Origin of the sequence: Sphingomonas sanguinis, from assembly GCF_019297835.1 — a bacterium.
In the GTDB taxonomy this organism is placed as follows: domain Bacteria; phylum Pseudomonadota; class Alphaproteobacteria; order Sphingomonadales; family Sphingomonadaceae; genus Sphingomonas; species Sphingomonas sanguinis_D.
On sequence record NZ_CP079203.1, the window covers coordinates 1,414,367 to 1,427,595 of the forward strand.

Genomic DNA, 13,229 nt, shown 5'->3' on the forward strand with positions numbered 1-13,229 from the left:
TTTCGATTGAACCCCCGGCGGCTTCAGGAGTTGCACGGCGTTCCCGCCGTGACATCAAAGGTCACAGCCGGGTAAAATAGCCGTTCAGGATCGTGACCATCTTGTCAGTCGCGCGCAGATGGCCCTCCTCGCACCGCTCGACCCAGTCGCGGGCCAGCAACAGCTTGATCCAGCGCTCGCCGACTACGCCGGTCGGCGACAGGCCCGCCGTTTCGAGCAGCGCGGCGTCGCTCTGCGGCCCCTCGGCCTGGAAGACGGCGAGCGCGATTTCCCAGGCGGGGTCGCCGAACATGTCGCCATCGCTCCCGGCCAGCGCGCGCACGTCGCGGCGGTGCCGCAGGATCATCGCCGCGCATTCGCGGGGCGTCGGCACGCGCGGTGGACGCGGCACGGGAACACCCCCCGCCTCGCCAGAGATCGCATGGATGCGCGCCTGCACATCCGCCATGACGCTGGTGAAGCGCACGAAACTGGCATGGTCCGCCGCTGGCCAGTGCAGCAGTCGCAAGTCGGAGCTCATCGTATGTCCCGCCAGGAGAAGGTCCAGTCGGGATCGCGGCCATAGCGTGCGACCCGCAACTGGTGTCGCAGGACGCCGATTCCCAAGATGGTGAGCATCGGGTAGGCGATCTTGCCTTCCGCCATACCGTACATCCACGGCATCAAATTCGCATCGAATCCCCGGACGCCGTGAATACCGATGCCCAGAAGATGCAACGCCGCGAGCCAGAGCGGCCAGAACCGGTTCGCCAACATGGCGATGGTGATGAGGCCACCCATCAGCGCGATGTCGATCGCCACTTCCCGGATATCCGTCGTCCGGAAATGGGTCGACGGCTCGAACGCCAGGAACAGCGTCGCCCCCGTGGCCGCCAGCAGCAACATCGCCCCGCACCGTTCCGGCCAACCGCCCATCGTCAGGGCGTAGAGGCAGATCAGCCCCTGGACGATGTTGAAGACATAGATATGCGTCACGGCGTGCCTCGCAGCATGGAAATCCGGTAAGACACGCCGCGCCCGCTCTCGATCAGGCCGCCACGCGCAGCGGCGTCGCCGTGATCGCACCGGTCACTTCAGGCGGCTTCGGATGGTTGTCGCCATAGCCGTCCGCGTCGAAGCCGATCGTCTGGCCGACCTTTTCCAGGATACGGTGGCTCTGCACCGCATGGCCGCGCGCCTGGCCGATCGCCATCATCGCCTGCCCCAGCATCTCGAAGGCGTGCTGGCCGACCACCGCCGACAGTCGCGCCTCGGCCCGTGCACGGGGCAGCGCCATCGCCAGCTCGCCTGCCGTGGCGAAGGCCGTGTCGAGTTCGTTCTCGAGCTTCCACAGGAGCTGAGTCACCTGAAGAGCCGCTTCATGTTCCGTCGTCATCGCCTGTGCCCCCTGATTTCGATCCATGCGCGCCCGGCGGCATGGAGGTTGGTCAACCGGCAAGGTGCGACAATCGTCCGATCACGCGGGTCATCACGTCGAGTCCCGTTGCCAGCATGCCGAAGCCGATGGCCAGTGCGACAGCGATCGTGGGAACCCAGAGCAGCCTCTCGGCCATGCTCATATCGTTGCGGGTCTGCCCTTGCCGCCGGACCGGGAGAGACAAGCGGGGCGATGCCTGGACATGGCCGTCCTGCACCGCCCCGCCGACCGTACTCCCATCCGGTGCCATCGGAAGTGGCATGGGCGATGGTTCGGGAGCTAGCCCCGTAAAATCGGGTATGATTTTATGCGGGGTAGCTTCTTCTTGTTCTTCAACGACTTGGTCATTTGACTGGGTGCCTGTTTGGGCCTCATACTCGTCCAGCGCCATCGCGGCCTCGCGCCGATTGCGCGCACCGAGCAGCCGCACCGCCTCGGCCAGATAGCTGTCGACGGTCGACTTTCCCAAGCCGAGTTCGGTGGCGATTTCCTTCGAGCCCTTGAGTGCCTTGACGCCGCGAAGACATTCGCGATGACGGCGGGTGAGCAGGGCGAAGCGTTCGGGCGTCATCTCATTTTCCGGTCGCGCCGGAGATCGGTCCAGCCATGCCCCCTGCCCTAGCCGGGTCGGTGGGGCCTCGCCAAGACGTTCCGTCTCCAATGCGGGGGCGATGAGGCATTAATAATCAAGGTTAATCGATCCTGGCGATAATTTCCGCCCGGTTAATCGGGCCGCTGCGGCACCCGGTTAATCCCGGCGCTGCGGCACATGAATCGCCTCGATCGAATCAAGGGCCTGAAGCAGATCGTCGAACGCCGTATCCTCATGGACCGGAAAGGAGCGCCGGAAGCCGGACCCCAGTACGTCCAGGTCGCGCTGGGTCAACAGGCCGACCGCGACGATCGCATCGGGACGGCGGCCGTCCTTGCGCGGCGGAGTCCCGGTCATCGCCGCCACCGCCGGCGCGGCACGGCGAAACCACGCCCGGCAGCCGATCCCGCCCGCCCCGAACAGGCATATTGGGGGGCCGACCGATCATTCTTCAGGGCACGCATGGTCCGAACTCCATTCATGTCCATCTGAACCCGCTATCGACCATGGCTGTTCCACGCTTTTTCCACGCTTGCGACCAGCCGCCTGCCGTCGCTCTGGCCGGACGGTCATGGATCGGCGCGGCCCGAAGTTGCGAATGGCTTTCACTGCGCGACACCCTTCCCTGTCGGCCAACCCCTTGCTAAGGCCGCTGGCGTCAACCGGAGATTTCCCCGGCGCGCCTGCTCGCGGCTGCATGCTGCCGTGTCCCACTGGGCGTGCCCGGCTCGACCATGAAGGGACGCCCATGACTGCGATAGGCCAGGACAGCCTGAACACCCGCTCGACCCTCGACGTCGACGGCAAGAGCTATGATTATTACAGCCTCGCCAAGGCTTCCGAGCAGCTCGGCGATATCAGCCGCCTGCCCTTCTCGATGAAGGTGCTGCTGGAGAACCTGCTGCGTTTCGAAGACGGCAAGACCGTCACGCGCGAGGATATCCAGGCGATCGTCGACTGGCAGAAGACCCAGCGTTCGGACCGCGAGATCCAGTATCGCCCGGCCCGCGTGCTGATGCAGGACTTTACCGGCGTGCCTTGCGTGGTCGACCTCGCCGCGATGCGCGACGCGATCACCAAGCTGGGCGGCGATGCGGCCAAGATCAATCCGCAGGTGCCCGTCCACCTCGTCATCGACCACTCGGTCATGGTCGACGAGTTCGGCACGCCGCAGGCGTTCGAGGATAACGTCGACCTCGAATATCAGCGCAACATGGAACGCTACGAGTTCCTGAAGTGGGGCTCCAAGGCGCTCGACAATTTCTCGGTGGTTCCGCCGGGCACCGGCATCTGCCACCAGGTGAACCTGGAATATATCGGCCAGGCCATCTGGTCCTCGACCGAAAGCGGCGAGCACGCCAAGGGCGGCGCGACCATCGCCTACCCGGACACGCTGGTCGGCACCGACAGCCACACCACGATGATCAACGGCCTGGGCGTGCTCGGCTGGGGCGTCGGCGGGATCGAGGCGGAAGCCGCGATGCTGGGCCAGCCCGTGTCGATGCTGATCCCCGAAGTCGTCGGCTTCAAGCTGACCGGCAAGCTGCAGGAAGGCATCACCGCCACCGATCTGGTGCTGACCATCACCCAGATGCTGCGCGCCAAGGGCGTGGTCGGCCGCTTCGTCGAGTTCTACGGCCCCGGCCTGTCGTCGATGACGCTCGCCGACCGTGCGACGATCGCCAACATGGCGCCCGAATACGGCGCGACCTGCGGCTTCTTCCCGATCGACGACAAGACGCTCGACTATATGCGCCTGACCGCGCGTTCGGACGATAATGTCGCTCTGGTCGAGGCCTATGCCAAGGCGAACGGTTTCTGGCGTCATGACGATGCCGCCGACCCCGTCTTCACCGACACGCTGGAACTCGACATGTCGACGGTCGTGCCGTCGCTGGCGGGTCCGAAGCGTCCGCAGGACAAGGTCGTCCTCACCGAAGTCGACGACGTGTTCAATGCCGACCTCGCCAAGGTGTACAAGAAGGACGCCCCCGCGCGCGTCTCGGTCGACGATCGTGGCCATGACATCGGCGACGGCGACGTCGTGATCGCCGCGATCACCAGCTGCACCAACACCTCGAACCCGTCGGTGCTGGTCGCCGCCGGCCTGGTCGCCCGCAAGGCGAACGCGCTGGGCCTGAAGCCCAAGCCCTGGGTCAAGACCTCGCTCGCCCCCGGTTCGCAGGTCGTCACCGATTACCTCGACAAGGCGGGCCTGACCGCCGATCTCGACGCGATCGGCTTCAACCTGGTCGGCTATGGCTGCACCACCTGCATCGGCAATTCGGGTCCGCTCGCCGAGCCGATCTCGAAGGCGATCAACGGCAACGACATCGTCGCGGCCTCGGTCCTGTCGGGCAACCGCAACTTCGAGGGCCGCGTGTCGCCCGACGTGCGCGCCAACTTCCTCGCCTCGCCGCCGCTCGTCGTCGCGTACGCGTTGAAGGGCACGGTCACGCAGGACATGCGTGAGACGCCGATCGGCCAGGGCAAGGATGGCCAGGACGTCTACCTCAAGGACATCTGGCCCTCGAACGACGAAGTCCGCAGCCTGATGGATGCGAACATCGACGACGAGATGTTCCGCTCGCGCTACGGCAACGTCTATGCGGGCGACGCCAAGTGGTCGGCGATCGAGGTGACCGGTTCGGACACCTATGCCTGGCCCGCCGCTTCGACCTATGTCGCCAACCCGCCCTATTTCGAGGGCATGGAGATGACGCCGAAGCCCGTCACCGACATCATCGAGGCCAAGCCGCTCGCCATCCTGGGCGACTCGATCACCACCGACCACATCAGCCCGGCCGGTTCGATCAAGGCCGACAGCCCCGCAGGCACCTTCCTGCAGGAGCATCAGGTCGCCAAGAAGGACTTCAACTCCTACGGCGCGCGTCGCGGCAACCATGACGTGATGATGCGCGGCACCTTCGCCAATATCCGCATCAAGAACGAGATGGTGCCCGGCGTCGAAGGCGGCATGACCCGTTACGAAGGCGAAGTGATGCCGATCTATGACGCCGCCATGCGTCACAAGGCCGACGGCACGCCGCTCGTCATCGTCGCGGGCAAGGAATATGGCACCGGCTCGTCGCGCGACTGGGCGGCGAAGGGCACCAACCTGCTCGGCGTGCGTGCGGTCATCACCGAGAGCTTCGAGCGTATCCACCGTTCGAACCTGGTCGGCATGGGCGTCCTGCCGCTGCAGTTCGCCGAGGGCGTGACCCGCGAGACGCTGAAGCTGGACGGCTCCGAGAGCTTCACCATCCAGAACGTCGCGGGCCTGCGTCCGCGTCAGGATGTCGAAGTGATCCTGGCCCGCAAGGACGGCACGACCGAGACCTTCCTGACGAAGTGCCGCATCGATACCGTCAACGAGCTGGAATATTTCCTGAACGGCGGCATCCTGCAGTACGTGCTGCGCAACCTGGCGGCGTAAGTCGCCCATGGGGGCGGGCCGCAAGGTCCGCCCTTGCGGTTACGCAAAAAGGCCCGTCCGGAGCGATCCGGACGGGCCTTTTTATTTGCACGGCGGCGCCTTGCTCCTCCCCGAATCGCTATCGCTAGCGGTCCCCCTCCCCGTGCTCCGCACTGGGAGGAACGAGATGCGCCAAATCCTCCCCAAGCTTGCTTGGGGGGGCACCGCCGCGAAGCGGTGGTGGAGGGGCAAGTCCCCTTCCCGTCAAATCTTGCGCTGCTGAGCCTTGCGCAGGGCGGTCTCACGCTCCAGCCGGTCGAGCAGCATCTCGATCGATTCATCCTGTCGATCGGGAAGCGGCAGCGCCGCCCCCAGTTCCTCGGGCGCGGGTTCGCGCATCGGCGGGATCGGCATGGGTTGCGGCGGCGTCGGACGCACCGGCTCGCGCGGCACCGACAGGATCGCGTCGGGATCGTAAGCCGATAGCGGCTGATCGAGATCGGCGGGCAGCGTCCGCTCGACGACATCCTCCTCCACCGGCGGCGGCGGAGCGCCCAGCTCGGCGGCGTTCAGCGGTCGACGTGGCGGCGCATCGGGGTGGCGGTCGGACCGACGGACCACCGGCACATAATCCTCGTCGTCCTTGGGCACCGATTTGGCACGGCGGCGAAGCAGGCCACCCGGCCCCCAGAGCAGATAGACGGTCGCCCAAGTCACGGCCCCGGCCCCCAGCCCCGCGACTAGCGCGAGCAAAAACCGCGCCTTCAGTCCCAGCGGCGGGCGGGCGGCGGACAGGATATCCCCCAGGCTCAAACTGGCGACCAGCGACTCCAGCCGCCAGTCGGGCACGATGATGACCAGAAACGCCAGGAACAGCCCGGCAGCCCCGCCGATCCAGGCGGGTCCGAAACGTCGATGGGAGGGCGTGGCGGTGAAGGTCATGGCTCTATGTCTGGGCCCGATCTAGCAATCGGTGGTAAACAGGTTCGTAACGTCGGATGTTCGACGCCCAATTGCGTTCTTTTTCAACGAAATCTCGTCCCGCCGCCCGCCGCGCCTCCCAGCCGCCGCGATCGGCCAGCAAACCGGCCAGCGCATCGGAGATCGCGGCCGGATCGTCGGGCGCGAACAGCGTGCCGGTCCGCCCGTCCTCGATCAGTTCGCGGTGCCCGCCGACATCGGACGCGGCGACCAGCTTGCCCTGCGCCATCGCCTCCAAAGGTTTCAGCGGCGTGACCAGATCGGTCAGCCGCATCTTCTTGCGCGGATAGGCCAGGATATCGACCATGCTGTAATAACGCTCGACCTGCTGATGCGGCACCCGCCCCACGAAGCGGATCGCCGCCGCCACGGGCGAGCTTTCCGCCTGTGCGCGGAGCGCGGCCTCCATCGGGCCACCGCCGACCATCAGCAACCGCGCCTTGGGCTGGGCAGCAACGAGCTGCGGCATCGCGGCGATCAGGTCGTCCAGCCCTTCATAATCATAGAAGCTGCCGATAAAGCCGATCACCTCGGCCTCCGTCAGCCCCAGTTCCTCGGCCAGCGCTGCATCGCGGGCGAGCGGCTGGCCGAACAGCCCCAGGTCGACGCCGTTGGGCGAGACGATGATCTTGTCCTGCGGCAGGCCCCGCGCGATCAGGTCGCCGCGCAAGCCTTCGCAGATGACCGCGATCGCATCGGCGCGCCGACACGCCCAGCTTTCCACCGCCCGCGTTGCGCGGTAGCGGGCGCTCCCCACCGTGCCGGTGCCGTTGCCGACCGCCGCATCCTCCCAAAAGGCACGAATCTCATAGACCAGCGGCAATTGCCGCCGCCGCGCGATGGCGAGGCCCGCCAGCGCGTCGAGCACCGGGGAGTGGGCGTGCAGAATGTCGGGCCGGAAGGCCCTCACCGCCCGGTCGACCGCCCGGATCTGCGCGACGAGTCCGGCGGCCTCGCCGACCAGCCCCTGCCGCACCGGCATCCGCGCCGAGACGGGCGTGCGATAGAAGGTCAGGCCGTCGACCGTCTCGACATCGGCCTCCCCGACACCCTGCCGGGGGCCGGTCACCGCCGCGACGTCATGCCCCTGCGCGCCTTGCGCCTTCATGATGGCGCGGGTGCGGAAGGTATAGCCGCTTTGCAGGGGCAGCCCGTGATCGAGGATATGCAGGATACGCATCGGTTAAGCACCTGTCATGCCAGCCCTTAACGCCGCGTCAACCGCCGGTTTATAAGCAGGGCACGGCGTTGGCGTTAAGGGTTTGAGGAAAAGGGCGATGATCGACAGCTTTACCCTGCTCCTCAGCCATGGCCTGATGCTGATCGCGGCATGGCGCCTGCTGGGCCGGCGCGAGCTGGACGACGAGGGGGATGGCCGCCCCTTCCCCATCAAACCCGGCACCAGGCGGCGCGTCGACGATGCGTGACCTTTTCCTGATCGGCTTTCTGTTCAGCCTGTTCGCGATGGGGCTGCGGCGGCCATTTCTGATGGTGCTTGTCTATATCTATATCGACATCGTCGCGCCGCAGCGGCTGACCTATTATCTGCTCAACACGGTGCCGATCTCGCTGATCGCAGTGATCGCCGCGGTCGGTGGCTGGGCGCTGGTCGACGACAAGCGAGACAGCCGGTTCACGGTGCGGCAGGGCGCGATCCTGCTGCTGCTGGCCTATTGCGCGCTCACCACCTTTTTCGGCGCGGACTTCCCCGCCCAGGCCAAGGACAAATGGGACTGGGTATGGAAAGCGCTGGCATTTGCCGTATTCCTGCCGCTGACGCTGCGCACGCGATTGCGGATCGAAGCGCTGCTGCTGTTCATGATATTGTCGATCTCCTCGATCGTCATCATCGGCGGGATCAAGACCCTGTTCTCGGGTGGCGGCTATGGCGAGCTGAACCTGATCGTCAGCAACAATACCGGCCTGTACGAGGGCAGCATCATCTCCACCGTCGCGGTCGCGGTGGTGCCGATCATCCTGTGGTTCATGCGCCGGGGCACGATCTATCCGCCCGACTGGCGGGTGCGGGCGTTCGGGGCGGGACTGATCTTCGCCTGCCTGCTGATCCCGGTCGGCACCTCGGCGCGGACGGGGTTGCTGTGCGTCGTATTGCTTGCGGTGCTGATGCTACGCGACGTGAAGCGGCGGCTGCTTTATATTGGGCTGCTGGCGGCGGCGGGCATGGCGGTCGTGCCGCTGCTCCCCTCTTCCTATACCCAGCGGATGAATACGATCCGCGGCTATCAGGGCGACGAGTCCGCCTCGACCCGGCTGGCGGTGTGGAAATGGACGCTGGGCTATGTCGCCTCCAACCCGTTCGGCGGCGGGTTCAACGCCTATCTCCAGAACAGCTTCCGCTACGACCTGACCATGGTGGAGGGGTCGGCCCAGGACAAGACGATCCAGCAAAAGGTGACGACCGACCGCGCACGCGCCTATCACTCCAGCTATTTCGAGATGCTGGGGGAGCAGGGCTGGCCGGGGCTGTTCCTTTGGCTCGGCATCAACATCTCGGGACTGTTGCGGATGGAGGCGCTCCGGCGACGCTATCGCAACGCCGACGACCCGCTGCACTGGGGCGGCCAGCTGGCGGGCGCGCTTCAGCACGCCCATCTGATCTATCTACTCGGCGGGGCCTTTGTCGGGATCGCCTACAACCCCTTCCTTTACCAGCTGATCGCCGCGCAGATCGGTCTGGATACCTATCTGTCGCGCAAGTCCCGCGAGGCGCGGCTGAAACCGGTGGCGGGTCGTCAGCCGCCGCCCATATCCGGCAGCGTCAGAACTTCCGCGCCGTCGGCGTGATCCCGGTGCCCAGGATATTTCCCCGGATCACCAGAGGCTCGCCCGACCAGTTGCCGACGAAGACCGGCTTGAAATCGACGCCGGGCGCCAGACGGGCGCGGTTGTTCTCGACCACCAGACCCGAGGAATCGTTCTTCGCTCCCTCCGGCGCGACGGTGATGAGCGTCGAGTGATTGTCCTTGTCGCGGCCGAAGACGAATTCGTTGCCCGCGATCCGCCCCTTCGCGCCGTTGGACAGGTCGATCATATAATTGCTCATATGGCCGTGGCTGTCGTCGAAGCTGCTGTCGAGGATTTCGACTTGAGGAGCCCGCGTCTTGACGTAATGGCCGCCCTGCCCCCGCTCGAAACGGCAGGCGGTGACGCGTAAGGACTTGTAGCGGCCCATATAGATGCCATGCGCGCCATTGCCGGTCGGGTCATGGCCCAGGCCGGAAAAGGTCGAGTGGTCGACGGTCACGGTGCCGTTGGGGTCTTCGGCCGACAGGATGCCCGACTGGCTGTCGAGGAACATCGCGTTGCTGACCGCCAGCGGGCCCTTTTCGATGCGGATGCCCGCGCCGTTGCCGTCGCCGACCTCGATATGGCTGAAGACGATACCCTGTACCGAGGCGCCCCGCCCGCGCAGCACGAAAGCCGCCTTGCCCTCGCAGGCGATGCGGGTGAAGATCACCTTGCCCGGCTCGGTTGCGACATAGGCGATGCGCCCCGCCGCCTGCACCGCGCATTCGCGGTAGGTGCCGGGTGCGATGCGGATCGTACCCTCGCCATCACCGATCGCGTTCACCGCGTCCTGAAGCGTCCCGAAGCCGCGTCCGCCGACCATGAAGGGCTGCCCGCTTCCCTGCGCAAGGGCGGCGGCCGACGTCATGCCGAGGAGAAGAAGCGGAACCAGACGCATGGGGTTATCCTAGGAAAAAAGCGAACGCCAGAAAACCGAAGGGGCGCCGCATCCTGCCACGCATGGAGCAAGGATGCGACGCCCGTGATCGTCCCGTGGCGGGATGCCGTCCCATTCCTCCCCGAGTTCGCTTGGGGAGGGGAACATTACGCCAGCGATGGAGGGGCAAGACGGACAGATCATGCCCCTCCACCACGCCCTGCGGGCGCGGTCCCTCCTCATCTGACGATGGGGAGGATTGGGCGCTTACGCCTCTTCGCTCTCTTCCTCGTCGGCCAGTTCCTCTTCCAGCGCGGTCAGGATCGCCTTGTTGAAAGCGGGAATATCGTCCGGCTTGCGGCTGGTGATGAGGTTACCGTCGACCACGACCTCTTCGTCCACCACATCCGCGCCCGCATTGGACAGGTCGGTGCGGATCGAGGGGTAGCTGGTCAGACGGCGACCGTCGATCACGTCCGCCTCGGCGAGCAGCCAGGGGCCATGGCAGATGGCGGCGACGATCTTGTCGTCTTCCATGAACTCGGTGACGATCTCGACCGCACGCTCGTTGAGACGCAGCTTGTCTGGGTTGCAGGTGCCGCCCGGGATGACCAGCGCATCGTAATCGTCGGTGTCGACCTCATCGACGGTCAGGTCCGGCGTCGCGGTCTCCGCCTTGTTGATGTCGCCTTCCATGCCCTGGATCGGGTCGGACTTGAGCGAGGCGAGCGTCACCTTCGCGCCCGCTTCCTCCAGCGCCTGGCGGGGCTTGAACAGCTCGACGGTCTCGAAACCGTCGGCGGCGAGCATCAGGACGCGTGCCTGGGAAAGATCGGCCATGATGAAAAACTCCTGTCGGGGAAATGGCTTGGGGGAGCCAGCACCAGAACCCGCGACCGCATCGGCCGTTCCGGAACGAAGCGACCGGCGGCGCATTTGCAGAGATGACCCGAGAGAGAGCGATGGCCACCCGATTAGTCTATTGCGATGACAGCAAACCCGGCATCACCCGGACCAAGGTTCGCGGCAAATGGGCCTATTGGACCGCCAGGGGCGAGCGGATTACCGATGCGGATGAAATCGACCGGCTGAACCGTATCGGCCTGCCCCCCGCTTATAGGAACGCTTGGTTCTGCCCGCGCGCCAACGGCCATATCCAGGCCGTCGGCTGGGACGAGAAAGGGCGCAAGCAATATCGCTATCATGCCGATTTCCGCGAAGCGCAGGAAGCCGCCAAATATGAACGTTGCGCCGCGTTCGGCCATGCGCTCCCCACCTTGCGCAAGCGGGTCGAAGCGGACCTCAAGAAACGCGGCCTGTGCAAGGAGCGCGCGGTTGCCGCCGTCGTGCGGCTGCTCGACAACGGCCATATCCGCGTCGGCAACGAAGCCTATGCCGCGACCAACAAGAGTTTCGGCGCGACGACCCTGCGCAAGCGGCACGGCCAGGTGAAGGGCACAACCCTGCGACTGCGCTATCGGGGCAAGTCGGGCAAGATGCGCGACATGACGCTGACCGACCGATCGCTCGCCAGCTTCGTGAAACGGTGTCAGGATCTGGACGAGCAGCATCTCTTCGCCTGGGTGGACGAGGAGGGTGAGGCCAATCCCGTCACCTCATCGGACGTGAACGCCTATATCCGCGAAGCGACCGCTCACGACTTCACCGCCAAGCATTTCCGCACCTGGGCCGCCAGCGTCGCCGCGTTCGAGGCGCTGGCGCTGGCCGAGGCGGATCTGAGCCTGAAGGCGATGCTGGAACCGGTGGTCGAAAAGCTGGGCAACACCCCCGCCATCGCACGCAAATCCTATGTCCACCCCTCGCTGATCGCGCTCGTCAAGGAGGGCCAGGCGGCGTTTCGCAAGACGCTGCGCCTGCCCCGCGCCCGCGCCGGACTGTCCCGCGTCGAGTGCGGGCTGATCGCATTTCTGGAGGCCGGAACCCCGGCCAGCAAGGCGGCCTGACCGCCCCCGATTTTTCAAGGAGTCCCCATGGCGAAATCCTCGCCCAAGGCGCCGATCTTCGACGGCTCCCGCATCCCCGATCAGGTCGGTAGCATCATCGACGCCACCTCCTGGTGGGTACAGCATTACTGGCTGAAGGTACTGATCGCGATCGGCTTCGGCGCGGTCATCGTGCTGGCGCTGCTCTGGGTTCGCAGGCTCGGCGACAAACTATGCAGCCGTCCCGGTTTCGCGGGCGGATGGGGCGTGATCCTGGGCCACGCGATCGCGCGCACCAACATGTTCTTCATCGTGACGCTCGCCGCGCAGCTGGTGGCCGGCTATGCCGGTGCGCCGGGCGAAGTCGCCAAGACGATCGGCTTCTTCTTCACCATCGCCAGCGCGTTCCAGGCGGCGATCTGGGCGCGCGAACTCGTCCTCGGCACGATCGAGCATCGTACCCAGTCCGAACATTATTCGGGCGAGGCGCTGCTCTCGGCCATGGGGCTGATCCGGTTGCTGGTGACGGCGGTGCTGTTCGCCGTGGCGCTGGTCGTCGTGCTCGACAATCTGGGTGTCAATGTCACCGGCCTGGTGGCGGGTCTGGGCGTCGGCGGCATCGCCATCGGCCTGGCCGCGCAGGGGATTTTCGGCGACCTGTTCGCCGCGCTCGCCATCATCTTCGACCGGCCGTTCCGGCGCGGGGACAAGATCGCCTATGACAATACCAGTGGCGTGATCGAGGCGATCGGCCTGAAATCCACCCGTATCCGCGCCTTTACCGGCGAATTGCGCATCATCTCCAACCGCAACCTGCTCGACAAGGAAATCCAGAATACGACGGTCCGCGACCATGTCCGCCTGTCGTTCATGATCGGCGTCGCCTACGAAACCCCGCCCGAAACGCTGGCGCGCGTCCCCGCCTTGCTGACCGAGATCGTCGAGGGCGAAGGCGGCACGGTCGCACGCGCCGGGTTCGAGAGCTTCGGCGCGTCGAGCCTGGACTTCGCGCTGCAGTTTGACGTTCCCGGCGACGACTGGGCCACCGCGCACGACCTGCGCAACCGGGTGCTGGTGACGCTGATGAAGCGGTTCGCCGCCGAGGGCATCGTGATCCCCTACCCGACCCAGACGACCTATACCGCCGCGCCGGACGGGACGTTGGTCATGCCCTATGCCGTATCGACTCAATAGGG

General features: G+C 65.7%; 14 protein-coding genes. 5 read left to right on the forward strand and 9 right to left on the reverse strand.

Features of this window, described 5'->3' with window-relative positions:
- Window positions 1-61 precede the first annotated feature (61 nt).
- The 5 genes from KV697_RS06445 to KV697_RS06465 form a co-directional block, all read right to left on the reverse strand.
- Window positions 62-520 (reverse strand): hypothetical protein, encoded by a 459-nt coding sequence (locus tag KV697_RS06445; protein WP_219020585.1) that lies wholly within the window; start codon window positions 518-520, stop codon window positions 62-64.
- Complete coding sequence (locus KV697_RS06450) at window positions 517-975, reverse strand: hypothetical protein (RefSeq protein ID WP_219020586.1); 459 nt, start codon at window positions 973-975, stop codon at window positions 517-519. The genes KV697_RS06445 and KV697_RS06450 overlap by 4 nt, the downstream gene beginning before the upstream one ends.
- A 52-nt stretch (window positions 976-1,027) precedes the next feature.
- Window positions 1,028-1,375: a hypothetical protein gene (locus KV697_RS06455; RefSeq protein WP_257575649.1), complete on the reverse strand. Its 348-nt coding sequence runs from the start codon at window positions 1,373-1,375 to the stop codon at window positions 1,028-1,030.
- 52 nt (window positions 1,376-1,427) lie between these two features.
- On the reverse strand, window positions 1,428-1,988 hold the full coding sequence (locus tag KV697_RS06460; RefSeq protein ID WP_219020588.1) for a LuxR C-terminal-related transcriptional regulator: 561 nt from the start codon (window positions 1,986-1,988) through the stop codon (window positions 1,428-1,430).
- A gap of 177 nt (window positions 1,989-2,165) precedes the next feature.
- A complete protein-coding gene (locus tag KV697_RS06465) occupies window positions 2,166-2,366 on the reverse strand; it encodes a hypothetical protein (RefSeq protein WP_219020589.1) in 201 nt (66 codons plus the stop codon).
- Window positions 2,367-2,757: 391 nt separating this feature from the next.
- Between KV697_RS06465 and acnA the strand changes: the two genes are divergently transcribed.
- Window positions 2,758-5,445: an aconitate hydratase AcnA gene (gene acnA, locus KV697_RS06470; protein ID WP_219020590.1), complete on the forward strand. Its 2,688-nt coding sequence runs from the start codon at window positions 2,758-2,760 to the stop codon at window positions 5,443-5,445.
- 243 nt (window positions 5,446-5,688) lie between these two features.
- Here acnA and KV697_RS06475 read toward each other — a convergent pair whose 3' ends face one another.
- Complete coding sequence (locus KV697_RS06475) at window positions 5,689-6,366, reverse strand: hypothetical protein (RefSeq protein ID WP_219020591.1); 678 nt, start codon at window positions 6,364-6,366, stop codon at window positions 5,689-5,691.
- 4 nt (window positions 6,367-6,370) lie between these two features.
- On the reverse strand, window positions 6,371-7,585 hold the full coding sequence (locus tag KV697_RS06480) for a TIGR04063 family PEP-CTERM/XrtA system glycosyltransferase (protein ID WP_219020592.1): 1,215 nt from the start codon (window positions 7,583-7,585) through the stop codon (window positions 6,371-6,373).
- Window positions 7,586-7,682: 97 nt separating this feature from the next.
- On the opposite strand from KV697_RS06480, the gene KV697_RS06485 reads away from it, so the two are divergent.
- Together KV697_RS06485 and KV697_RS06490 are read left to right on the forward strand one after the other, a co-directional pair.
- On the forward strand, window positions 7,683-7,832 hold the full coding sequence (locus tag KV697_RS06485) for a hypothetical protein (protein WP_219020593.1): 150 nt from the start codon (window positions 7,683-7,685) through the stop codon (window positions 7,830-7,832).
- On the forward strand, window positions 7,825-9,210 hold the full coding sequence (locus KV697_RS06490) for a putative O-glycosylation ligase, exosortase A system-associated (protein WP_219020594.1): 1,386 nt from the start codon (window positions 7,825-7,827) through the stop codon (window positions 9,208-9,210). The genes KV697_RS06485 and KV697_RS06490 overlap by 8 nt, the downstream gene beginning before the upstream one ends.
- Here the strand turns inward: KV697_RS06490 and KV697_RS06495 are convergent.
- Window positions 9,185-10,111 (reverse strand): right-handed parallel beta-helix repeat-containing protein, encoded by a 927-nt coding sequence (locus KV697_RS06495; RefSeq protein ID WP_219020595.1) that lies wholly within the window; start codon window positions 10,109-10,111, stop codon window positions 9,185-9,187. The genes KV697_RS06490 and KV697_RS06495 overlap by 26 nt on opposite strands.
- 246 nt (window positions 10,112-10,357) lie before the next feature.
- Window positions 10,358-10,930: a type 1 glutamine amidotransferase domain-containing protein gene (locus tag KV697_RS06500; RefSeq protein WP_219020596.1), complete on the reverse strand. Its 573-nt coding sequence runs from the start codon at window positions 10,928-10,930 to the stop codon at window positions 10,358-10,360.
- Between the two features lie 122 nt (window positions 10,931-11,052).
- Between KV697_RS06500 and KV697_RS06505 the strand changes: the two genes are divergently transcribed.
- Both KV697_RS06505 and KV697_RS06510 read left to right on the forward strand, forming a co-directional pair.
- Window positions 11,053-12,054 (forward strand): DNA topoisomerase IB, encoded by a 1,002-nt coding sequence (locus tag KV697_RS06505; RefSeq protein WP_219020597.1) that lies wholly within the window; start codon window positions 11,053-11,055, stop codon window positions 12,052-12,054.
- A gap of 27 nt (window positions 12,055-12,081) precedes the next feature.
- Window positions 12,082-13,227 carry a mechanosensitive ion channel family protein gene (locus KV697_RS06510; protein ID WP_219020598.1) on the forward strand — a complete coding sequence of 382 codons (1,146 nt, stop codon included), beginning with the start codon at window positions 12,082-12,084 and terminating at the stop codon, window positions 13,225-13,227.
- Window positions 13,228-13,229: the final 2 nt, after the last annotated feature.

What these genes read in the sequence shown, in the direction of transcription:
- KV697_RS06475 (WP_219020591.1), bottom strand. Translation starts at nt 6,366, where the DNA reads ATGACCTTCACCGCCACGCCCTCCCATCGACGTTTCGGACCCGCCTGG.
- KV697_RS06495 (WP_219020595.1), bottom strand. Translation starts at nt 10,111, where the DNA reads ATGCGTCTGGTTCCGCTTCTTCTCCTCGGCATGACGTCGGCCGCCGCC.
- KV697_RS06460 (WP_219020588.1), bottom strand. Translation starts at nt 1,988, where the DNA reads ATGACGCCCGAACGCTTCGCCCTGCTCACCCGCCGTCATCGCGAATGT.
- acnA (WP_219020590.1), top strand. Translation starts at nt 2,758, where the DNA reads ATGACTGCGATAGGCCAGGACAGCCTGAACACCCGCTCGACCCTCGAC.
- KV697_RS06465 (WP_219020589.1), bottom strand. Translation starts at nt 2,366, where the DNA reads ATGACCGGGACTCCGCCGCGCAAGGACGGCCGCCGTCCCGATGCGATC.
- KV697_RS06480 (WP_219020592.1), bottom strand. Translation starts at nt 7,585, where the DNA reads ATGCGTATCCTGCATATCCTCGATCACGGGCTGCCCCTGCAAAGCGGC.
- KV697_RS06455 (WP_257575649.1), bottom strand. Translation starts at nt 1,375, where the DNA reads ATGACGACGGAACATGAAGCGGCTCTTCAGGTGACTCAGCTCCTGTGG.
- KV697_RS06500 (WP_219020596.1), bottom strand. Translation starts at nt 10,930, where the DNA reads ATGGCCGATCTTTCCCAGGCACGCGTCCTGATGCTCGCCGCCGACGGT.
- KV697_RS06510 (WP_219020598.1), top strand. Translation starts at nt 12,082, where the DNA reads ATGGCGAAATCCTCGCCCAAGGCGCCGATCTTCGACGGCTCCCGCATC.
- KV697_RS06490 (WP_219020594.1), top strand. Translation starts at nt 7,825, where the DNA reads ATGCGTGACCTTTTCCTGATCGGCTTTCTGTTCAGCCTGTTCGCGATG.
- KV697_RS06485 (WP_219020593.1), top strand. Translation starts at nt 7,683, where the DNA reads ATGATCGACAGCTTTACCCTGCTCCTCAGCCATGGCCTGATGCTGATC.
- KV697_RS06505 (WP_219020597.1), top strand. Translation starts at nt 11,053, where the DNA reads ATGGCCACCCGATTAGTCTATTGCGATGACAGCAAACCCGGCATCACC.
- KV697_RS06445 (WP_219020585.1), bottom strand. Translation starts at nt 520, where the DNA reads ATGAGCTCCGACTTGCGACTGCTGCACTGGCCAGCGGCGGACCATGCC.